This window comes from Oryzihumus sp. (assembly GCF_036391795.1).
Lineage (GTDB): Bacteria > Actinomycetota > Actinomycetes > Actinomycetales > Dermatophilaceae > Oryzihumus.
The window spans coordinates 15814-37078 of sequence record NZ_DASVZH010000153.1; the positions used below are offsets into that span (position 1 = coordinate 15814).

General features: G+C 73.3%; 21 protein-coding genes. 6 read left to right on the forward strand and 15 right to left on the reverse strand.

Translation table 11 applies throughout. From position 1 onward, the window contains the following. Positions 1 to 62 precede the first annotated feature (62 nt). Positions 63 to 692: a TetR/AcrR family transcriptional regulator gene (locus VF825_RS08835; protein ID WP_331112307.1), complete on the forward strand. Its 630-nt coding sequence runs from the start codon at positions 63 to 65 to the stop codon at positions 690 to 692. On the opposite strand, the gene VF825_RS08840 is transcribed toward VF825_RS08835, so the two are convergent. From VF825_RS08840 to VF825_RS08870, 7 genes are all read right to left on the reverse strand, one after another. Then, a complete protein-coding gene (locus VF825_RS08840) occupies positions 668 to 2446 on the reverse strand; it encodes an acyl-CoA mutase large subunit family protein (protein WP_331112309.1) in 1779 nt (592 codons plus the stop codon). The genes VF825_RS08835 and VF825_RS08840 overlap by 25 nt on opposite strands. A 151-nt stretch (positions 2447 to 2597) precedes the next feature. Continuing rightward, a complete protein-coding gene (locus VF825_RS08845) occupies positions 2598 to 3116 on the reverse strand; it encodes a MarR family transcriptional regulator (protein ID WP_331112311.1) in 519 nt (172 codons plus the stop codon). 9 nt (positions 3117 to 3125) lie between these two features. After that, a complete protein-coding gene (locus VF825_RS08850; protein WP_331112313.1) occupies positions 3126 to 3635 on the reverse strand; it encodes a GNAT family N-acetyltransferase in 510 nt (169 codons plus the stop codon). Next, positions 3632 to 3961, reverse strand: coding sequence for a thiamine-binding protein (locus VF825_RS08855; protein ID WP_331112315.1), 330 nt, complete (start codon positions 3959 to 3961; stop codon positions 3632 to 3634). Before VF825_RS08855 ends, VF825_RS08850 begins: the two co-directional genes overlap by 4 nt. Positions 3962 to 3996: 35 nt before the next feature. Further along, positions 3997 to 4659, reverse strand: coding sequence for an ABC transporter ATP-binding protein (locus VF825_RS08860; protein WP_331112317.1), 663 nt, complete (start codon positions 4657 to 4659; stop codon positions 3997 to 3999). Then, entirely contained in the window at positions 4656 to 5513 is an 858-nt protein-coding gene (locus tag VF825_RS08865; protein WP_331112319.1) for an ABC transporter ATP-binding protein, read from the reverse strand. The genes VF825_RS08860 and VF825_RS08865 overlap by 4 nt, the downstream gene beginning before the upstream one ends. After that, positions 5510 to 8674: an FtsX-like permease family protein gene (locus VF825_RS08870; RefSeq protein WP_331112321.1), complete on the reverse strand. Its 3165-nt coding sequence runs from the start codon at positions 8672 to 8674 to the stop codon at positions 5510 to 5512. The genes VF825_RS08865 and VF825_RS08870 overlap by 4 nt, the downstream gene beginning before the upstream one ends. A gap of 101 nt (positions 8675 to 8775) precedes the next feature. On the opposite strand from VF825_RS08870, the gene VF825_RS08875 reads away from it, so the two are divergent. Further along, entirely contained in the window at positions 8776 to 9576 is an 801-nt protein-coding gene (locus VF825_RS08875; RefSeq protein WP_331112323.1) for a DUF2127 domain-containing protein, read from the forward strand. Between the two features lie 6 nt (positions 9577 to 9582). Here VF825_RS08875 and VF825_RS08880 read toward each other — a convergent pair whose 3' ends face one another. Genes VF825_RS08880 through VF825_RS08895 form a run of 4 tightly spaced genes read right to left on the reverse strand, consistent with a single transcriptional unit; the run spans position 9583 to position 14245 of the window. Further along, the gene (locus VF825_RS08880) at positions 9583 to 10590 is read right to left on the reverse strand and encodes a GNAT family N-acetyltransferase (protein WP_331112325.1); all 1008 of its coding nucleotides are present in this window, start codon (positions 10588 to 10590) and stop codon (positions 9583 to 9585) included. A 55-nt stretch (positions 10591 to 10645) separates the two neighbouring features. Beyond that, complete coding sequence (locus tag VF825_RS08885; protein ID WP_331112327.1) at positions 10646 to 12049, reverse strand: WS/DGAT domain-containing protein; 1404 nt, start codon at positions 12047 to 12049, stop codon at positions 10646 to 10648. A 4-nt stretch (positions 12050 to 12053) separates the two neighbouring features. Beyond that, entirely contained in the window at positions 12054 to 13016 is a 963-nt protein-coding gene (meaB, locus tag VF825_RS08890) for a methylmalonyl Co-A mutase-associated GTPase MeaB (RefSeq protein ID WP_331112329.1), read from the reverse strand. A 26-nt stretch (positions 13017 to 13042) separates the two neighbouring features. Then, positions 13043 to 14245, reverse strand: a complete 1203-nt coding sequence (locus VF825_RS08895) for an acetyl-CoA C-acetyltransferase (protein ID WP_331112331.1) — start codon at positions 14243 to 14245, stop codon at positions 13043 to 13045. 127 nt (positions 14246 to 14372) lie between these two features. On the opposite strand from VF825_RS08895, the gene mce reads away from it, so the two are divergent. Continuing rightward, a complete protein-coding gene (gene mce, locus VF825_RS08900) occupies positions 14373 to 14816 on the forward strand; it encodes a methylmalonyl-CoA epimerase (RefSeq protein WP_331112333.1) in 444 nt (147 codons plus the stop codon). Positions 14817 to 14834: 18 nt separating this feature from the next. Here mce and VF825_RS08905 read toward each other — a convergent pair whose 3' ends face one another. After that, on the reverse strand, positions 14835 to 16091 hold the full coding sequence (locus VF825_RS08905) for a glycoside hydrolase family 15 (RefSeq protein ID WP_331112336.1): 1257 nt from the start codon (positions 16089 to 16091) through the stop codon (positions 14835 to 14837). A 126-nt stretch (positions 16092 to 16217) separates the two neighbouring features. On the opposite strand from VF825_RS08905, the gene VF825_RS08910 reads away from it, so the two are divergent. From VF825_RS08910 to VF825_RS08920, 3 genes are all read left to right on the forward strand, one after another. Beyond that, positions 16218 to 17018: a polysaccharide deacetylase family protein gene (locus VF825_RS08910; protein WP_331112338.1), complete on the forward strand. Its 801-nt coding sequence runs from the start codon at positions 16218 to 16220 to the stop codon at positions 17016 to 17018. A gap of 139 nt (positions 17019 to 17157) precedes the next feature. Further along, positions 17158 to 18495, forward strand: coding sequence for a crotonyl-CoA carboxylase/reductase (gene ccrA / locus VF825_RS08915; protein ID WP_331112340.1), 1338 nt, complete (start codon positions 17158 to 17160; stop codon positions 18493 to 18495). Between the two features lie 92 nt (positions 18496 to 18587). Then, positions 18588 to 19913, forward strand: a complete 1326-nt coding sequence (locus tag VF825_RS08920) for an AI-2E family transporter (RefSeq protein ID WP_331112343.1) — start codon at positions 18588 to 18590, stop codon at positions 19911 to 19913. A gap of 88 nt (positions 19914 to 20001) precedes the next feature. Here VF825_RS08920 and VF825_RS08925 read toward each other — a convergent pair whose 3' ends face one another. The 3 genes from VF825_RS08925 to VF825_RS08935 all read right to left on the reverse strand — a co-directional run. Then, the gene (locus VF825_RS08925) at positions 20002 to 20742 is read right to left on the reverse strand and encodes an alpha/beta hydrolase (protein ID WP_331112345.1); all 741 of its coding nucleotides are present in this window, start codon (positions 20740 to 20742) and stop codon (positions 20002 to 20004) included. Then, positions 20739 to 21062, reverse strand: a complete 324-nt coding sequence (locus VF825_RS08930) for a hypothetical protein (protein ID WP_331112347.1) — start codon at positions 21060 to 21062, stop codon at positions 20739 to 20741. Before VF825_RS08930 ends, VF825_RS08925 begins: the two co-directional genes overlap by 4 nt. 83 nt (positions 21063 to 21145) lie before the next feature. After that, positions 21146 to 21265, reverse strand: a 120-nt coding sequence (locus VF825_RS08935) for a 3-hydroxyacyl-CoA dehydrogenase family protein (protein WP_331112349.1), incomplete at its 5' end; no start/stop codon positions are given.

A 21265-nucleotide genomic window follows, 5' to 3' on the forward strand; every position in this document is an offset into this window, starting at 1 on the left:
CCGGGAGGCCCGACACAAATCCATCACGGTCGATCCCGAGCCGGCGATGGCATGATCACGGAATGCCTTCCGCCCCCACGCCGAGCACCAAGCGCCCGCCCGGCCGGCCGCGGCGCGCCGCCACGGAGCAGGCCATCGCCGACGCCGCGCGCGTCGTGCTGGCGCGGGAGGGCGTGGCCCGCATGTCGATCGAGCAGGTGGCCCAGGAGGCGGGTGTGGCCAAGACCACGGTCTACCGCCGCTGGCCGAGCAAGGTCGAGCTCGCGGTCGACGCGGTGGCCGCGACGTTCGACGCCATCACCCTGACCGACCAGGGGTCGCTGCTCGCCGACCTGCACGAGGGCATCGGCCAGGCCGCGGCGCTGCTGTCCGACCCCTCCATCAGCGGCGCGTATGCCGCGCTGCTGGCCGAGAGCGCGCGCGACCCGCACGGGGTCGGCACCCTCGTGCGCGGCACGCTGGCCGAGAAGCTGCACGGCATCGTCGGGGACTGCGTGCAGCGCGGCATCGCCCGGGGCGAGATCGACCCGGGGTCGGTCGACGTCGACCTGCTCGGCGACCTCGTCGTCGGGACGGTGCTGCACCGGGCCCTGATGACCGGCGCTGCCGACGCCGACTTCGTCGAGGCGCTGATCGCCCTGCTCGTCGACGTCGCCGACGCCCGGGCTCAGAAGCGGGCCGGCTCGCGGTAGATCCCCCAGCGGTCGCGCAGCGCGTTGCAGATCTCGCCCAGCGTGGCCTCCGCCCGCACGGCGTCCAGCATCGCCGGGATCATGTTGCCGTCGGATTCGGCGACCTCGAGCATCCGCGCCAGCGCCGCCGACACGGCCGCGTCGTCCCGGCCCGCCTTGCGCTCGGCGAGCACGCGCACCTGCTCGCGCTCGACCTCGTGGCTGACTCGCAGGATCTCCAGCTCGTGGCTGACCGACTCCGTGTGGCAGTTGACGCCGACGACCCTCTTGTCACCCTTCTCCAGCGCCGTCTGGTACTGGAAGGCGGACTCGGCGATCTCGGACATGAACCAGCCGTCCTCGATGCCGCGCAGGATGCCGCTCGTCATCGGCCAGACGCCGCCGGTGGCGTGACCGGTGCTGCGGCGCACCTGCTCGGCCAGGCCGGCGGTGTCGGCGGCACGCAGGTCGGTCGCCCCCATCGAGAGGATCTTGTCGAAGATCGCCTCGGCCTCGGCCTCGATCCGGTCGGTGAGCGCCTCGACGTACCAGCTGCCGCCGAGCGGGTCGGCGACGTTGACCACGCCGGTCTCCTCCATGATCACCTGCTGCGTGCGCAGGGCGATCTCGGCGGCCTGCTCGGTCGGCAGGGCAAGGGTCTCGTCGAGGGCGTTGGTGTGCAGCGAGTTCGTGCCGCCGAGCACCGCCGCGAGCGCCTCGACCGCAGTGCGCACGACGTTGTTGTAGGGCTGCTGCGCGGTCAGCGAGACACCGGCGGTCTGGGTGTGGAAGCGCAGCCACTGCGCCTTGTCGCTCGTCGCGCCGTAGACGTCGCGCATCCACCGGGCCCAGATGCGCCGGGCCGCGCGGAACTTGGCGATCTCCTCGAAGAAGTCCAGGTGGCTGTCGAAGAAGAACGACAGACCGGGCGCGAAGGTGTTGACGTCCAGGCCGCGGGACAGGCCCAACTCGACGTAGCCGAAGCCGTCGGCCAGGGTGAACGCCAGCTCCTGCGCAGCCGTGGAGCCGGCCTCGCGGATGTGGTAGCCGGAGACCGACAGCGGCTTGTAGGCCGGGATCCTCTCGGCGCAGTACTCCATGAGGTCGCCGATCAGGCGCAGGTGCGGCTCGGGGGCGAAGAGCCACTCCTTCTGCGCGATGTACTCCTTGAAGATGTCGGTCTGCAGGGTGCCGTTGAGCACGCCGACGTCGACGCCCTGCCGCTCGGCGGCGACGAGGTACATGCAGAAGACCGGCACCGCCGGGCCGCTGATCGTCATCGAGGTGGTGACGTCCCCGATCGGGATGTCCTTGAACAGCACCTCCATGTCGGCCGCCGAGTCGATCGCCACGCCGCAGTGCCCGACCTCGCCGAGGGACAGCGGCTCGTCGGAGTCCCGGCCCATGAGCGTGGGCATGTCGAAGGCGACGGACAGGCCGCCGCCACCGCGGGCCAGGATCATTTTGTAGCGCTCGTTGGTCTGCTCGGCGTTGCCGAAGCCGGCGAACTGCCGGATGGTCCACGCGCGGCCCCGGTAGCCCGTGGCGTGCAGGCCGCGGGTGAAGGGGAACTCCCCCGGCCAGCCGATGCGCTCGGGCACCTCGGTGCCGTCGCCCGGCCCGTAGACCGGGTCGACCTCCAGGCCCGACAGCGTGGTGAAGTCCGCATCGCGCACCTGCCCCCGGGTCTGGGCGGCGTCGTAGCGCTCCTGCCAGCGGGAACGGCCGGACCCGGTGTCGGACGGCATGGCGGAGGACGGCTGCGGGGAGGTCATGCCCTCCAATTTACTTGGACGTCCTAGTAGTTGTCACGGGGCCGGCTGCAACGCCGGGACAGGTATGACGAGTGGGCACCGCACCTTGGCGCAGGACAGTTGCTGTGGCCCGCCCTCCGCGGCCCGGAGCGACCCTGTCGTGCGCAGAGGGCTACTGCTCGTGGAAGTCGCCGGCCGCGACGCGCACCTTGCGCAGCAGCCGGAACAGCTCCTCGTGCTCGGCGGCGCTGAGCGACCCCAGGCCGAAGCCGGCGGCGACGAGGTCGGTCGTCGCTGCCTCCATCACCTCGCGGCCGGCGTCGGTGATGACCGCCAGCGTGCCGCGGCCGTCCTCGGGGTTGGGCCGGCGCTCGACGAAGCCCTGGGCGGCCAGCCGCTGGACGATGTTCGTGGCGCTGGTGGGGTGCACCATGAGCCGCTCCCCCACCTTGCTCATGGGCAGCTGGCCGTGACGGCTGAACGCCAGCAGCACCAGTGCCTCGTAGCGGGCGAAGGTCAGCCCGTGCCGCCCGACGATGGCGTCGAAGTCGCCGATGAGCAGCTGCTGCACGCGCATGACCGAGGTCGCCGAAGCCATGGCCGCCACCTGCGAGCGGCCACCCCAGCGGGCGCGCCAGAGCTCGGCGGCCCGGCGGATCGGGTCGAAGGGCAACGAGACGCGGGTGGGCACGGCCACACGCTAGTGCGCGCGGGCGGCCACTCCCCGCACCATCCGGATCTCGGGCGCCCCCGTGCCCTCGTGCACCTTGGCCGCCCCGTCGGGCGCGAACCCGTGCCGGCGGTAGAACGCCTGCGCCCGCGCGTTGTCCACCAGCACCCACAGCGACGCGGGCCGGTCGCCGACCACCGCAGCCACCAGCTCGTCGGCCAGGCCGGTCCCGTGGTGGGCCGCCAGGACGTTGATCGCGTAGAGCTCCCACACGGTCGGGGCGTCCTCGTCGCGGGTCGGGCCGCCCGTGGCGAAGCCGATCAGCTCCTCGTCGGCGGTGGCGACCACGAGCACCGAGTCCGGCTCGTCGACCTCCAGGCGCAGCCGCCAGCGCTCCTGCGCGTTCTCCACACTCAGCCCCTGCAGGTAGTCGGCCGGCATCAGCCCGGCGTAGGCCTCCTGCCAGACAGCGATGTGGACGCGACCCAGGGAGTCGGCGTCGGCCGCGGCAGCCGGCCGCACGGCATACCCGCCGTTCACGACCCCTGCCCGGTATGCCGCGCCACCGCCTCCTCGAGGCGGGTCACCTTGCCCTCCAGCTCGCCGGTGAACCCGGGGCGGATGTCGGCCTTGAGCACCAGCGAGACCCGCGGGCCGTACTGCCCGACGGCGTCGCAGGCGCGGCGCACGACGTCCATGCACTCCTCCCAGCTGCCTTCGAGCGTGGTGAACATCGAGTCGGTGCGGTTGGGCAGGCCGGACTCGCGGACCACGGCGACCGCCGCGGCGACGGCGTCGCTGACGGAGCCGGTGGAGTCGGCGGGGTCGGAGGAGCCGGACGGGGCGACGGAGAAGGCGACGAGCATGGACCGATCCTAGGTGGGTGGTGGTGGGGGGAGGCTCACCTCGGAGCGCGGACCACGGTCATGACGCCCTCGTGCAGCGCGAGCTCGGCGTCCGAGGCGGCCGCCGCCTCCGGGTCGTGGGTGGACATGATGACCACGGCACCGCGCCGGGCCTCGGCCCGCAGCAGGGCGACCACCCGCTCCCGGTTGCCGGCGTCGACGTCGCTGGTCGGTTCGTCGGCCAGGATCACGGCCGCGCGCTGGGCGAGGGCCCGGGCGACCGCCACGCGTTGCTGCTGTCCGCCGGAGAGCTCCTCGACCAGGTGGCCGCCGGACTCGCCCAGCCCGGTGGACTCCAGCGCCGCGCCGGCCTGCTCCCACGCCTCCCCGGCGGGCACGCCGGCGGCGAGCAGCGGCACCACGACGTTCTCCTCGGCGCTGAGCATCGAGGCCAGGCCGTTGCCCTGCGGCACGAGGGTGACCCCCAGCCGCACCGCCTCCTCGTGGCCGCTCACCGGCTGGTCGCCGACGTGCACGGTGCCGGCGGCGAGCGGCTGCGCACCGCTGATCGCCCACAGCAGCGAGGACTTGCCGGCACCCGAGGGACCGGTGACGGCGAGCAGGGTGCCGGGGTGCACGGTGAACGACACGTCGTGCAACGCCGGCTCCCCGTCGTAGGCCACGCACACGCCCTCGACCCGCACCGTCGGTGCGCTCATGACCGGTCCTCCTGTCCCTGGGGCAGCAGCTGGATGGTGCCGTCCTCGAGGTGGACGCGCACGAGCGTCCCCGGCGGCAGGACGTCGAGCACGTGGGGCGGCAGGGGCAGGGCACCGTCAGCGGACACCACGGCGAACTCCTCGCCGTCGCGGCCCTCTCCCCCGATGCGCCCGTCGCGGATGGTCACCGTGCGCCGCATCGCAGCGGCGACCTCGGGGTCGTGGGTGACCAGGACGACGGTGGTGCCGAACTCGCGGTTGACCCGGGCGAGGGTGTCCAGCACGGTGGCCCGCGCCTCGTGGTCGAGCTGGCTGGTCGGCTCGTCCGCCAGTAGCAACCCCGGGAGCGTAGCGACCGCGACACCGACCGCGAGCAGCTGCAGGTGGCCGGGCGTCAGCGCCGTCAGCGGCCTCCGGGCGTGGCGGTGCAGCCCCACGAGCTCGAGCACCTCCGCCGGGCTGGGCAACGAGGAGACCCCCTGGCGCCGGGCGGCGCCCTGGGCGAACTCGACGTTCTGCACCGGGGTCAGGTAGGGCAGCAGGTTGCGCGCGGCACCCTGCAGCACCAGGCCGATGTCGCGGGCGCGCAGCTCGTCCAGCGCGGGTTCGGGCAGGGCCGACAGCTCGTGCTCGCCGACGTGGATCTTGCCCGCGCTCGGGCGCAGCAGGCCGCCGAAGAGGGTCAGCAAAGTGGACTTGCCCGAGCCGGACGGTCCGAGGAGGCCGACCATGTCGCCCGCCTCGACGCTCAGGTCGACCCCGGAGAGCGCCGCCACGTCGTGTCCGTCGGCGCGGTAGATGTGGACCAGGCCCGTGGTCCGCACCGGCATCCCGCGGTTCACGGCACCGTTCACAGCACCTCCCGGACCCGCTCGAGGGTGGCGCGCGTGGACAGGCCCTGCCCGACCCGCACCGCGACGGCCAGCAGCACCACCATGGCCACCGCGGCAGCAGCGAGCACCGCCGGCCAGGACGAGCCCGACGGCGGCAGCGGCAAGCGGGGAGGTGTGGTGAACAGCGGGATGATCGGCAGGGCCAGCGCCGCGCCGGCCACGCCGCACACCGCTCCGGTCAGCACGGCCGGCACCACGACGAGCACCTGTTCACGAAGCGTCACCCGGCGCAGGTCCCGCGTCGTGATCCCGACCAGTCGCAGGGCGGCGTGGTCACGGGCCCGCAGGCGCCAGGACGTGGAGACGACCACGATCAGGACGAGTGCGGCCATGAACAGCGCCGCGACTCCGACGAGCAGGGCCAGCTGCAACCCCCAGGCCGAGGCCGACCCGGCGTATCCGCTGGCGACGCTCTCGGTGGTCGTGACACCGAGGACCTCGAGGCCGGCATGGCGCAGCGCCGCGGTGACGCGTCCCACGAGCGCGGGGTCGGAGCGCGCGAGCCACACCTGGGTGGTCGCCAGGGGGTCGAGGACTCCACCCTCGCGCTGCAGCGTCTCGAGATTGACCAGGACGGTGTCAGGAGTCCCGCCGGGGGCGAAGGGGACCTCACCGGCGACGTGCATCTCGCGAGCCTGGCCGTCGAGCCGGGGCGAGGAGAAGGACTGAGGGGTCGTCCCCGTCGGCAGCGACCCGGCGAGCAGCGCCGGCAGGTTCACCGGCACCGAGGCGTGCTGCAGGACCACCTCCGAGGAGCCGGCGTCGGAGTAGTGGACCCGGAGCGAGGACCCTGCCACGCTCGCGGCGATGTCGTCCCGGCCGGATCCGGAGCTGTCACTGGCCAGCCATGATCCGTCACCGCCCCAGGACACCGGGGCGCCGTCCACGTCGAGCCGGCCGAGCACGAACGACCCGGAGGTGACCGCGTAGCGGGAGGCAGGCGCGTCGACCGTGATGGCCGCGACGCGGCACCCCTTGGCGCAGCTCACCGGCGATGACAGGACGCGGGGTGCGGTCGCGCCGAACGGGATCATGCCGAGGTCCAGGCTGGCGCGGGAGCTGTCGGCGAGGACGAGCTGCACACCGACCCGCGGCAGCTGCTGGGACAGCGGCAGCCCGCCGGTCGGCGCTCCGGGCGGCTGGGTGCCGACGCTCTCCCCCGTGATGGTCGTCCGCAGCTGGCTGCCGGTGATGACCAGCGGCGCCGTGGCGGGGGGCGCGAGCGCGGACCAGCGGATCCGGCTCGCGGGCTGCCCCGGGAACTGGGCGATCCGCGCGAACTGGTCCGGGACCACCGCCTGGGTGGTGGTGCTGCCCTCGCCGACGGCGCCCACCCGGATGACGGGGGTGGCGAGCCGCCCGGTCGGGTCGACCGAGGCCAGAGCCGACCGCAGCGGGCCCACCGGGCCGCCCACCACGTCGAGGACGGCCGCAGCACCGACCTCGGCCGCCGCGCGGTCGTGGCGGTTGCGCTCCCCCACCACCACCGCATCGCTGGCGAAGACCGCGATCGCGGTCGCCACCGTGATGGTCGTGACAACCCGACGCACGGCCGGGCGCCGGGCGATCTGCAGGGCGGTGAGGCCACGGACGACCCGTCCACGGGCCAGGGCGCGTCGACCGGCCGCCGCGGTGACGGGCACCAGGACGTGGGCGAGCAGCACGCCGACGGCGAGCGCGAGCAGGGCCGGCGTGGCCAGCGCCAGCGGACCGGACAGGTTGCCGCTCACGAGCGCGAGCACCCCGGCCGCCGCGACGGCGACCACGACCGCGTCGGCGATGCCCAGGGCCCAGCCGTGCCGACGGACAGGCACCCGTCGCAGCAGGGCCACGATCGGCTCACGGGTGGCGGTGCGCGTGGCGAGCAGGACCGCGGCCATGGACAGGGCGGCCGCCACGAGCGCCGCGAGTGGTGCACCGGCAGGGAGCTCGAACGGCACACCCGGGACCAGCCACAGGTGGCGGGCCAGCGCGCTGAGCACGAAGGCAAGCACGAACCCGACGGGGACACCGGCAAGGACCATGGCGCCGAGCTCGCCGAGCAGGAGGCGCCGCGCTCCTGCCCGGCCGCGGCCGCGCAGCCGGGCCAGGGCCACCTCGGGGCGGCGCTGCTCGATGGCCGCGGCCAGGACGAGCCAGAGCACGACCACGGCCAGGAGCCCGACCTGAGCCATGAGCAGGGGCACGATCACCGCTGCCTGCCCCTGGCCGGTGGCCACGTCGGCGGCGATCGCCGGCAGGTTGCTGCGCGCCCTGACCGCCTTGGGGCTGCTCACCGCCGCCGCCTGCACCCCGGTGACGGCCTGGGCCAGCCCCGGCAGCTCGTCGACGCCCACGGCTTCCGTCCGCAGTGGTAGGTCGACCTCGTTCGCGGGCGCGATCCAGCCCACGGTCGGGTCGGTCGTGCCGTCCGAGGGGACGTACGTGCCGTTCGCGCCCGGGCGGCCGGCGCTGGCCGGCCGGCCCGCCAGCGTGTCCGGTGCGGCGAGCCAGGCGTCCAGGTGCTCCTGCCCGGTGAACGGGTCGGAGGTGCCGGAGCGGCCGCCGAGCAGCTGGCCGAACCAGTACTCCCCGGGCCGTTGCCGGTAGGTCCCGGAGACGGTCAGGGTCTTGTGCGGGGCGTCCCGGCCGACGACGGCAGGCACGACCTCGCTGACCACGAGCTGCTGCCCCACGTGCCAGTGCCGCAGCGCGGCCTCCGCCGCGGTGACGGCGACCTCCCCGCGAGCCGAGGGGCAGCGGCCCGAGGTGAGGGTGATGTGCTGGCACATGCCGGTGCGGGTCGTGATGAGGCCGTCCGGCGCACCGGCGTCGCGGCCGTCCCCGAGGGCGATGTGGATCGTCGTGCTGACCAGCGGCTGCCGGGACGCCTGCACCAGCGACGCCGGAACCATGGCGGTCAGGTCCGGCACCGACATCAGCCGGGTGGTCTCCCGTCCACTGGCAGAGGTCAGCATCAGGCCGGTTGTGGTCGCCGGCGCACGGTCGAGCGCCTTGCGCACGAGGGCCTGGTCCAGTGCCCGCTCATACAGCGGCGCGAAGCACAGGCACACGGTGATCAGGGCGGCCAGGCCGGCGATGACCAGTCCCTGCACCCGCCGGTACCTCATGGCTGCCCACACGGCGTCCTCCTCCCCGTCAGGGCCCGACCCTAGGGCCCTGACACGCGCGCGAGCAGGTCATTTGTCAGGGTCCGCGTTGTCGACCGACGTAGGCTCGACCCGTGGCCAGAGGACCGTTGCGGCACTTCGACTGGAACCTGCGCTCGTGCGGGCGGCACGGCCATGCGACGTACGCCCCCGACGAGGAGGCTCTGGCCCGTCGCCTGCACGCGCCCACGCCGGCCGGGGACGCGTGGCGATGCCTGCGCTGCGGTGACTACGTGCTGGGAGAGCCGCGTGGTCGCGGGCCGGCCGAGGACGCGCCGATCGTGCTGCGCGGGCGGGCCCTGCGGGACGCCTTCGTCCTGCGGTTCCTCGCCGTCGAGCGCGGGGTGCGCGGCCTCCTGCTCGTGGCGCTGGCCTACGGCATCTGGCGGTTCGACGGCTCGCGGCAGGCGCTCCAGCGGGTCTTCGACTCCTACCTGCCGACCTTGCGCCCGCTGGCCGACCGGCTGGGGGTCGACCTGCAGAACGCCGGGCCGGTGCACCTGCTCCAGGAGGCCTTCGCCGCCTCCCACTCGACGCTGCTGCTGGTGGCCCTCGGTGTGCTCGCGTACGGCGCGCTCGAGCTGCTGGAGGCCGTGGGCCTGTGGCTGATGAAGCGCTGGGGTGAGTACGTCGCGGTGGTCGGGACCGGGGTGTTCATCCCGCTGGAGGTCTACGAGCTCTTCGAGAAGGTCACCGTCCTGCGCGCCGGCGCGTTCGTCCTCAACGTCTTCGCCGTGGTCTACCTGCTGTGGACCAAGCGGCTGTTCGGGCTGCGCGGTGGGCGCGCGGCGTTCGAGGCGGAGCGCCACAACGAGTCCCTGCTGGAGGTCGAGGCGGCCGCGGCGCGGGACGAGGCCACGGTCGCGGCCCGCTGACCGTCCTCAGCCGTCGACCCGCCGCTGGAACTCCGGCAGCAGCTCGACGACCCGGAAGCCGAGCGCCTCGTTGATGCCGATCATGTGCGCGTTGACGTCGGCGTTGCCCGTGTGGACCAGCCGCACCCCCGGCCAGGACCGTTGCAGGACCTGCAGGTTGCGGACCTTGAGGCCCAGGCCAAGCCGGTGCCCCCGGTGGTCGCCGCGCACCATGGTGCCCCACTGGTGCACGTGCTCCGGCTCGTCCGGGGTCACGGCGAGGTCGGTGTAGGCGACCACCTCACCACCCGGCGCGACGCCCAGTGAGGTCAGGCGCACCCGGCCCTGTTCGCGCAGCCGCACCTCCCGCTCCCGGTACAGCTCCGGTGTCTCGGCCTCGGGCTCGTAGTCGATCTCTCCGGTGGGCGCGTCGACCGCGAGGTGGTTGCGCACGTGGCACAGCGAGGGCAGCAGCTCCTCGGGCACGTCCCCCGCGAACGTCTCCAGCCGGTATGCCGTGTGATGCGGTGCCGCGGCGGCGGCGAGCCCGTGCAGGCGCCCGTCCGCGACGGGCAGGTCGAGGACCCGGTGCACCTCGGTGCTGGCCAGCCGGAAGCCATGCCGTTCGGCGAACCGGCGGTAGCCGTGGTCGGCGGCCCTGGCCTCGGGGTAGGCCGACTCGCTGAGCAGGACGGTGCGCCCGGCGGCGACGCAGCAGGCGACCACCTGCTCCGCCAGGGCCGAGCCGACGCCTCGACGACCGTGCCGCGGGTCGACGCAGACCTGCAGCCAGGACTTGTCGGTGTTGTCGACCAGGGACTCCCAGACCCACGCCATGCCGACCACGTCGCCCCCGGCCCAGGCCGCCCAGGCGCCCATCCACTCCCCCGGCGCCGGGTTGCGCAGGTCGACGGCCAGCTCGCGCAGGGGCCAGGGCACGGCGTAGGGCCGCTCGTGCCGCAGCGCGGCGTCGAGGACCGCGTGGGCCTCGCCGAGCTCGGCGTCGTCGTGGACGTCCACCCTGCGGATGTGCACGTCCCTCAGGCTAGGTTCGAGGACTCGGCCGGCTCACCCGGTTTTCCGGCCCCGGTCAGGGCAGGGACCCGGCCACCTCGTCGTGGAAGGCCTGCAGCAGCGCCGCGGCGTCGGGGATGACCCCGTCGTCGCACGCGAAGCCGACGAAGACCTGGCCGTCATAGGAGAAGATGCTCACCGAGATCGGCTGCCGTGCCGTGCACGGTGCCCACGCCACCATCCCGGCGACCCTCGCCCCCGCGAAGAAGACGGGGTGCCGCGGTCCGGGGACGTTGGTGAGCACCCCGACGCCGCGGTCGGCCACGAGGTCGGCCAGGAAGCGGGCCAGGGGTTCGGGGGTCTGGCTCCCGACCAGCTGCGCGGCATACATGAGGGTTGCGGTGTGCGAGTCGCGCAGCGCAGCGGTGCGCTCCTGCAGGATCGCGATCCGCTCGGCGAGCGGCTCGGTGCCCGAGGGCAGCTCCAGCGGCACGACGGTGAAGTGGTTGCCCAGATTGGGGGGCAGGTTCTCGTCGAACGGCTTGAGGTTGACCGGCATGAGCCACGTCGTGGGGCACGGCTGGTCACCCTGACCGGTGAGGTGGCGGGCAAGCGCCCCCGCGAGCCAGGTCGTCAGGACGTCGTTGACCGTGCCGCCGGTGCGCCGCCCGACCGCCTTGACCTGGTCCAGCGGGATCGGGTTGCCCCAGACGACGGTCTTGCCGACCCCCAGCGGACGCCGCCAGGACTGGGGCACCTCGGCCGGCAGGGACAGCAGCGGCGCGATGGCTCCCGCCGTGCGCACCGTCCTGCCCACCTGCTCCAACGCCGCATCGGCCAGGGCGCCGGACAGCTCGCCCACCGGCCCGGCGAGTGCGCCGGCGACGGGCAGGCGCCCGAGCGTGGCGTCGGCCAGGGCGCGCAGTCCTGCGGCCAGCCTTGTCCCTGAAGGCTTCTCACCGGTCCGCGGCGCGGCGTCAGCGCCGGTCCTGCCGCCGTCGACGTCCTCGCCGTCGTCGTCGAAGAGACCAAGGGCGACCTGGGTGAGCCGGATGCCGTCGGCGATGGCGTGGTGCAGGCGCATGACCACCGCCGAGCCCCCCTCGACCTGCGGGACGACGTGGGCCACCCACATCGGCCGGTCGTCCGGCAGCGGCACACTGCGCTGCTCGCTGAGGAGCTGCTCGAGCCCGGCCCGGTCGGCAGTGGGGGCCCTGCCCACCACGACGTGCCGGTCGATGGCGAAGTCGGGGTCGGGCTCCCACGAGGCGGGCGCACCGGGCAGCAGCGAGCGGACGGGCCGGCACCGGAAGGTCGGGAACCGGTCGACCAGGCGCTCCTGCATCACCTGCCGCGCCTCCTCGAGGGTCACCGGCGACGCGGTCCAGAAGACGCAGTCGATGACCATGAGGTTGTCCGGACGGTCCATGTGCAGCCACAACGTGTCCTGCACCGACATCCGGTGGCCCATGACCTGCATGGGCTCAGGTGAGGGCGGCGACGACCTGGTCCGCGGCGGCATACGGGTCGGTCGTCCCGTCCACCACCTGGGCGGCCAGCTCGTCGACGCCGTTGCCGTGGCGCAGGTCGCCCATCCGCTGGCGCAGGGCCTGCAGCGCGATGGCCTCGATCTCGTCGCCCGCGCGGCGCACCCGCCGCTCGCGCAGCACCCCGGTGGACTCCATCCAGGCGAAGTGCTTGTCGATCGACTCCATGACCTCGTCGACGCCTTCGCCTTGTGCGGCAACGGTCTTGACCACCGGCGGCCGCCACAGGTTGGGCTCGGTGCGGTCACCGAGGCTGATCATGTGGCGGATGTCGCGGACCGTGGCGTCGGCGCCCTCGCGGTCGGCCTTGTTGACGACGAACAGGTCACCGATCTCCAGGATGCCGGCCTTGGCGGCCTGGATGCCGTCACCCATGCCCGGCGCCAGCAGCACGATGGTCGTGTCCGCCAGCCCGGCGACCTCGACCTCGCTCTGGCCCACCCCGACCGTCTCGACGAGGACCACCTCGCAACCGGCCGCGTCCAGCACCCGCAGCGCCTGGGGCGTCGTCCACGACAGGCCGCCGAGGTGGCCGCGGCTGGCCATCGACCGGATGTAGACCTCCGGGTCGAGCGCGTGGTCCTGCATCCGCACCCGGTCCCCGAGCAGGGCCCCGCCGGAGAACGGCGAGGACGGGTCCACGGCGAGCACGCCCACGCGCTGCCCGCGGGCACGGAACGCCCCGACGAGCGCGTTGGTCGAGGTCGACTTGCCCACGCCGGGGCTGCCGGTGACCCCGATGACGTGCGCCCGGCCGGTGTGCGGGGCCAGAGCGGCCATCACCTCCCGCAGCGCGGGGTGACCGTCCTCGACGAGGGAGATCAACCGCGCGACGGCACGCGGTGAGCCCGCCCTGGCCGACTCGACCAGGGCGGGCACGTCAACGGGGCGCGATGCCATGGGCTCGCTCTCTGTCGCGGGGGGACTCAGGCCTGCGGGACGCGGACGATCAGGGCGTCGCCCTGTCCGCCGCCACCGCACAGCGCCGCCGCACCGACACCGCCACCGCGGCGCTTGAGCTCGAGGGCCAGATGCAGCGCGATCCGCGCGCCGGACATGCCGATCGGGTGGCCGAGGGCGATCGCGCCGCCGTTGACGTTGACGATCTCGGGGTCGATGCCCAGCTCCTTGGTGGAGGCCAGGCCGACCGCGGCGAACGCCTCGTTGATCTCGACCAGGTCGAGGTCGGCCGGGGTGATGCCCTCCTTCTGGCAGGCGAGGGCGATGGCACGGGCGGGCTGGCTCTGCAGCGAGGAGTCGGGGCCGGCGACGACGCCGTGGGCGCCGATCTCGGCGATCCAGGACAGGCCCAGCTCCTGCGCCTTGGCCTTGCTCATGACGACCACGGCCGCGGCGCCGTCGGAGATCTGCGAGGCGGAGCCGGCCGTGATGGTGCCGTCCTTGCTGAACGCGGGACGCAGCTTGCCCAGCGACTCCGCGGTCGTGTCGGCGCGGATGCCCTCGTCCGACTTGAACTCGATCGGGTCGCCCTTGCGCTGCGGGATGGAGACCGGCACGACCTCGTCGTCGAACAGGCCGTCCTTCCACGCCTTGGCGGCCAGCTGGTGGCTGCGCGCGGAGAACTCGTCCTGCGCCTCGCGGGTGAACTCCAGGTCGCCCGTGTTGGCCTGCTCGGTCAGCAGCCCCATGGCCTGGTCGGTGAACGCGTCCCACAGGCCGTCGAAGGCCATGTGGTCGCGCATGGTGACGTCGCCGTACTTGTAGCCCTCGCGGGACTTCTCCAGGAAGTGCGGGGCGTTGGTCATCGACTCCTGGCCGCCGGCGACGACGACCTCGAACTCGCCGGCGCGGATCAGCTGGTCGGCCAGGGCGATCGCGTCGATGCCGGAGAGGCAGACCTTGTTGATGGTCAGCGCCGGGACGGTCATCGGGATGCCGGCCTTGACCGCGGCCTGGCGGGCGGGGATCTGGCCGGCGCCGGCCTGCAGCACCTGGCCCATGATCACGTAGTCGACCTGGTCACCGCTGACCCCGGCCTTGTCCAGTGCGCCCTTGATCGCGACCCCGCCGAGGTCCGCGCCCGAGAAGCCCTTCAGCGAACCGAGCAGGCGACCCATCGGGGTCCGCGCGCCGGCGACGATGACTGAAGTGGGACGGTCCGTGCTCATGCCAAGCCTCCAACGCCAGGTGTGGTTTCAGCGTCACTCTAGCCCGCGGGATACCGCTGTGAATCGTGGTGAGGGCCACAGCGACGGCTGCTGTCCGCGGCCCGGGCGGCTGCCTAGTCTGGCGGGCATGTCAGCCCTCCCGACGCACCTGTTCACGGCCATCGACCACGTCGGTGTGGCCGTCCCCGACCTCGACGAGGCGATCGCGTTCTACCGCGACACCTACGGCATGGCCCTGGCCCACGAGGAGGTCAACGAGGAGCAGGGGGTGCGCGAGGCGATGATGGCCGTCGGCGACTCCGGCTCCTGCATCCAGCTCCTCGCGCCGCTGTCCCCCGCGTCGACGATCGCCAAGTTCCTCGAGCGCTCCGGCCCGGGCATGCAGCAGCTCGCCTACCGGGTCGAGGACATCGACGCGGTATGCCGCGTGCTCCGCGAGCGTGGGCTGCGACTGCTCTACGACGTGCCCAAGCGAGGGACGTCCAACAGCCGGGTCAACTTCATCCACCCCAAGGACGCCGGCGGCATCCTCGTCGAGCTGGTCGAGCCGGCGACGGCCTCCGGGCACTGAGACGGGCACTGCCCCGGTTCAGGCGCGGCCCAGGTTCACGGTGCCGCGGTGGCGGTCCTGGGGCTGTTCACCGACCGCGCCGGTCGGCAGCCCGGCTGCCGTGAGCACCACGAGCGCGGAGGTCCAGGCCAGCGGGGCGGGTCCGGCCGGTGCGCCACTGCCCAGCACCTTCTCGGGCAGGCTCCCCCAGGAGGTCCGGTGCGCCTGCAGCCAGTCCAGCCAGTGCTCGGCCTGCCGGGTGTGGCCGCTCAGGGCGGCGGTGTAGGCCACGAGGGCGGTCTCCGGCGTCCACGAGATCCCGTCCTGCCTCCACGCCGTGCCGGGTGCCAGCCCCCCGGCCGGGCGCAGGGCCTCGTCCTGGTAGTCGTTCCACCGGCGTTGCACGGCCGCGGTCGCGGTGGCGGCGAACGGCGGCATGAGGAAGCACACCGCGGCGTCGAGGCCGCCGAGCTGCCCGAAGCGCTCGAAGCGGCCTCCGAAGCGCCGCGCGAGCGCCGCCTCGAGCCGGTCCGCCGCCGCGCCCGACCGCTGCGCGAGCGCGGTCTCCCCGAGAGAGTCGTAGAGACGCTGGCTGGCCCGCAGGCCCGCGAGCAACGGCGCGACCGTGCCCAGGGAGGTGCGGGTCACCGGCATCTCCCAGTAGTCGGGCGAGGGTGACGGCAGCCGCCGGCCCTCGTCGGTGCCCGCCAGGACGAAGCGGGTCGAGTCGTCCAGCAGCGGTCGCAGCGACGCGGCGGTGACGGACCGGCCACTGACCCGGGACACCTCCTCCAGGGACCACAGCGCCCAACCCGCACCGTCGGCCTGCCGCGGCCGCTGGTCCGGCGGACCGCTGCCGTCCAGCCGGTAGCGCGCCTGGAAGCCTCCGTCCGGCAGCCGCACGCGCTGCAGGAAGCGCAGCGCCTGCTCGGCGTCCTGCACGTGCCCGGCGTGGGCCAGGGCGGCAGCGACGAACGCGGTGTCGCGGGGCCAGACGTAGTTCCATCCGTTGACCGGTCCGGCGGCGACGGCTCCGCCGGGCCCGATGAGGCGGTGCAGGTCGAGCAGGGCCGCGCGCACCATGGGGCGCCACCGTCGGCCCTCCCCGGGCACAGTGCCCTCGGCGAGCCACGCCTCGTCACCGGCCACCTCGTCGCTGGGGCGCCAGCCCCGGCTCCACCCCGGACCCGTGGCGAGCCGCGGCTGGGCCGGTGCCGTGCGCGGCGTCGCGCCCACGAGGAGCGCCGCCAGAGCCACCGTCGCCACGGTGGCGCCGCCCAGGACGCTGCGCTTCACCCTGCCCCCTCCGACAGATCGGGCCCCCGCCCGGACCGACCGAGTGTGGCACGCCCACCTGACCGCTGTGAGCGGTTCGAGGGGAACCGGCTCCCGTGCCGGAGGGAGCCGACCTACCATCACGGGGTGGGGCTGAACAGGCGGGAGCTGCTGACCGGTGCCGGCGGAGCCGCCGCCGGCGCGCTGGGGCTGTTTGCCGCCGACCGCGCCGCCGCCGCCCCGGAGAGCGCGCACCTGCCGTTCTACGGCGGCTACGCCTCGGCAGTGCGGCCCGACCTGTCCGCCCCGCATGCTCCGTCCGGGGCAGTCGTCTGGTCCGGGCAGACCGCGACCCGCCGGGTGGCCCTGACCTTCGACGACGGGCCGATGCCCGACTGGACCCCACGCGTGCTCGAGGCGCTGGCCCGGCATGACGTGCCGGCTACGTTCTTCGTCAAGGGCGTCAACGTGCGCCGGCACGCGGCCATCCACCGCGACTCCGTGGGGCGCCACGAGATCGGCAACCACACCTGGGACCACCCCGACCTCGCCCGGCTGGACCACCCCGCCTGCACCGACCAGCTGGAGCGCACCACCGCCGAGATCGAGCACGCCTACGGGGTGCGCCCGACCCTGTTCCGCCCGCCTTACGGGCACCTCGGGGGGTCGTCGCTGCTCGCCGCCGCCGAGCAGGGCCTCACGACCGTGCTCTGGAGCGCCCAGATGCGCGAGAACCTCTACGTCCAGCACCCCGAGGGCATCACCGGCTACCTCCGCAGCACGGTGCGCCCGGGGTCGGTGATCCTCGCCCACGACACCGGACCCGCGGACCGGCTCGTGACCATCGTCCACCTCGACGCGATCATCACCGGGCTCAAGGCCGACGGCTACGAGCTGACGACGGTCTCGGCCCTGTGCGGACTGCCCGGCTCCGACGCCCACGCCTGAGGGCGGTCGGACACCGGTGATGCAGGTCACCGTGTGGCCGGGCTCTCAGTCCCTGCCCAAGAGCGGCTACCCGACAGTAGTTTCGGCCGCAGCCCACGCATGACCGCGAGCCGGTCTCCCCCACCTGAGGAGTACGACCATGCAGGCCATCCGCGACGCCATCCTCTCCGGCGACCGTTCGCAGGAGACCTTCGCCAACCTCGAGATCCCGCAGTCCTACCGCGCCGTGACGGTGCACAAGGACGAGGCCGGGATGTTCGAGGGCCAGCCCAGCCGGGACAAGGACCCGCGCAAGAGCCTGCACCTGGACGAGGTGCCCGTGCCCGAGCTCGGCCCGGGCGAGGCGATCGTCGCCGTGATGGCCAGCGCGATCAACTACAACACCGTGTGGACCTCGATCTTCGAGCCGGTGTCGACCTTCGGCTTCCTCGAGCGCTACGGGCGCACCTCGCCGCTGGCCAAGCGGCACGACCTGCCGTACCACATCGTCGGCTCCGACCTGTCCGGCGTCGTCCTGCGCACCGGTCCAGGCGTGCACGCCTGGAAGCCCGGTGACGAGGTCGTCGCCCACTGCCTGTCGGTCGAGCTCGAGCACCCCGACGGCCACAACGACACGATGCTCGACCCGGAGCAGCGGATCTGGGGCTTCGAGACCAACTTCGGCGGCATGGCCGAGCTGGCCCTGGTCAAGGCCAACCAGCTCATGCCCAAGCCCGACCACCTCACGTGGGAGGAGGCCGCCTCCCCCGGCCTGGTGAACAGCACGGCATACCGCCAGCTGGTCTCCCGCAACGGCGCCGGGATGAAGCTGGGTGACACGGTCCTGATCTGGGGCGCCAGCGGCGGCCTGGGCTCCTACGCCACCCAGATGGCGCTGGCCTCGGGGGCCACCCCGGTGTGCGTGGTCTCCAGCCCGGACAAGGCCGACATCTGCAAGGCCATGGGTGCCGAGCTGGTCATCGACCGCAACGCCGAGGGCTACAGGTTCTGGAAGGACGAGAGCACCCAGGACCCGCGGGAGTGGAAGCGCTTCGGCGCCAAGATCCGCGAGCTCACCGGCGGCAAGGACCCCGACATCGTCTTCGAGCACCCGGGCCGGGAGACCTTCGGCGCCTCGGTCTACGTCGCGCGCAAGGGCGGCACGATCGTCACCTGTGCCTCGACCTCGGGCTTCATGCACGAGTACGACAACCGCTACCTGTGGATGAACCTCAAGCGGATCATCGGCTCGCACTTCGCCAACTACCGCGAGGCCTACGAGGCCAACGACCTGATCAACCGCGGGCTGATCCACCCGACCCTGTCCAGGACCTACGCGCTGGACGACGTGGGCCAGGCGGCCTACGACGTCCACCGCAACCTGCACCAGGGCAAGGTCGGCGTCCTGGCCCTCGCGCCGGAGCCGGGCCTGGGCGTCAGCAACCCGGCCAAGCGCGCCCCGCTGGAGGCCGCGATCAACCGGTTCCGCAACGCCTGAGCCGTCCGGCTCGATCTGCCCTGAGCCGTCCGGCTCGATGTGCGCTCACTGGACCTCCCGCGCCGACTAGGCTCGCCGCGGGAGGTCCAGTCATGTGGGAGCGGTGGTCCGAGTTCCGTCGGCGTCAGCGGGCAACGTTGCGTGAGAGCAACCGCGTCCCGGTCGTGATCGACGACGACACGACCTACGAGGACCCCGGCTGGACCGAAACCGCTGAGGAGCCGGCGACCGACGGCGAGGGCGCCGCGCCCGGGCCGCCGCCCGGCCCGAAGCCCGCCCCGGGGACCGGTCCGGCACCAGCTCCTGTGTCGACCCCGCAGCCGACCCCGCGCCAGGCCCCCACCCAGGCGCTGCCGCAGTACGGCCTGGCCGGCCAGCCGCTCAACCGCCACTCCCCGTTCTACGTCGGCTTCGTCGGCGCGTTCGGGGTGCTCATCGCCTACGCCCTCTACAACGCCTTCCTGCAGCTGACGCAGGTCTTCACGCTGCTGCTGGTGGCGCTGTTCCTCACCCTGGCGCTGAACCCGCTGGTGGAGTGGCTGGTGCGCCGCGGGCTGCCCCGGGCGCTGGCCGTCACGGTGGTGTTCCTCGGCCTGGCCGGGGTCTTCGTCGCCGTGGGCTTCCTCGTCGTCCCGCCGGTGGCCGAGCAGGGCGGGGCGCTGGCGCAGAGCGCGCCGGGCTACCTCGACAGCCTGCTGAACAACAAGGTCGTCAAGGACCTCGACAGCCACTACCACGTGATCCAGAGCTTCCAGCACGAGTTCCAGAAGCGGGTCACCGACAGCAACTTCATGAGCCAGGTCTTCGGCGGCGTGCTCGGCGCCGGCCGGGCTGTCCTCACCGGCTTCTTCGCCTTCTTCACCGTGCTGATCCTGACGCTGTACTTCCTGGCGTCGCTGCCGCAGATCAAGCACGCGGCCTACGCGATGGTCCCGGCGAGCCGGCGCCCGCGGTTCATCTCCCTGTCCGAGGAGATCATGCGGCGGGTCGGCAGCTACGCCATCGGGCAGGTGGCCGTCGCGGCCGTCAACGCCTTCTGCAGCTGGATCATGATGACGATCGTCGGCATCCCCTACGCCGCCGTCCTGGCGGTGGCTGTCGGCCTGCTCGGCCTGGTGCCGCTCGTCGGCGCGTCGCTGGGCGCCGCGGTGGTCTGCACCGTGGCCTTCTTCGACGAGCCGAAGAAGGCGGTCATCGCCCTCGTCTACTACGTCGTCTACCAGCAGATCGAGAACTACGTGGTGGCACCGCGGATCATGCAGCGCACCGTCTCGGTGCCCGGCGCCATCACGATCATCGCGGCACTGATCGGTGGCACCCTGCTGGGCATGCTCGGCGCGCTGCTGGCCATCCCGGTCGCCGCGGGCATGCTGCTCATCTACGAGGAGGTGCTGCTGCCCCGGCAGCGGCGCGCCTGAGCCCTCGCGACGCCGGTCGTGGCGCCCGTCGTTGCGCTGAGGCCGTCGTGGTCACGACACCCCGGCCGTCACGCCGCCCGTCACGTCGTCAGGCGACTGGTCCGGACCAGGTGTGCGGCAGCGGGGCCCGGTCGGGGGCCACGACGCCGACGATCTCGTCGAGCGCCCGGCGCACGTAGGTCTCCCCGACCCACAGGTGCTTGGCGCCGTCGACGCCGACCACCTTGGCCTGCGGCACGACGGCGAACCGCTCGGCCGCCTCGGCCGGCTGCAGGTAGTCGTCGTGCTCCGGCACCAGCGCCACCAGTGGCTTGCCGCCCTGCGCCCAGGCCTGCAGGTGCTCGGGCCGGCTGAACCGCAGCGGCGGGCTGAGCAGGATCGCCCCCTCGACCGCCGGGTCGTTGCCGTACATCAGCGCCAGGTCGGTGCCGAAGGACCAGCCGACCAGCCAGCGGTGCGGCAGGTCGTGGAACTCGGCGTACTCGATGGCCGCGGCGACGTCGAAGCGCTCCCCCACCGCGTTGTCGAACGTCCCCTGCGACGTGCCCCGCGGCGAGGAGGTGCCGCGGGTGTTGAAGCGCAGCACGGCGATGTCGGCCAGCGCCGGCAGCCGGTTGGAGGCCTTCTTGTAGACGTGGGAGTCCATGTAGCCGCCGTGCGTCGGCAGCGGGTGCAGCGTGACCAGCGTGGCGACGGGGTCGCGGTCCAGCGGCAGCGCCAGCTCACCGACCAGGGTCAGCCCGTCGGCGGTGTGCAGCTCGATGTCCTCACGCCGCGCCGGCAGCACCGTGTTGGCGCGGATCTCGTGGTGGCCGTGTCCGTGGGTCAACGCGTCGATCCTTGGGGTCGTCGCCGGTCGCGGGCCGACCAGCAGGGGGTGTGCCAGTGGCGTCGTTGGTCGACGCCGCCGAGCCCGTCGGCGGGCCAGGCGACGACGTGCGGGATGCCCGGGGCCACCTCCTGCTGGCAGCCCGGGCACCGGTAGGTCTTCGACGAGCCGGCGCCGGAGACGTGGCGGACGAACCAGTCCTCCCCGCCGAAGGACTCGCGGCGCTCCATGCCGCCGAGGACCCGGCCCAGGTCGAGGGGCGCCTCACCGCCCCGGCCTCGCGGTGCACCACCGCGGCGGGGTCGGTTGCTCCGGGGCATGGGTCCAGTCTCTCAGGCCCGGGCAGCGGTGTGCCGCGCACGTCCGGTGACGTGCGCGGCATCCGCGGTGCTGTGGGGGCGTGTCAGGCGTAGGTGCGGAACCCGCGGCCGGTCTTGCGGCCGAGGTAGCCCGCCGTGACCAGGTGCTCCAGCAAAGGGGCCGGGGCGAAGCCGCGCTCGCGGAACTCGAGGTAGAGCTCGCG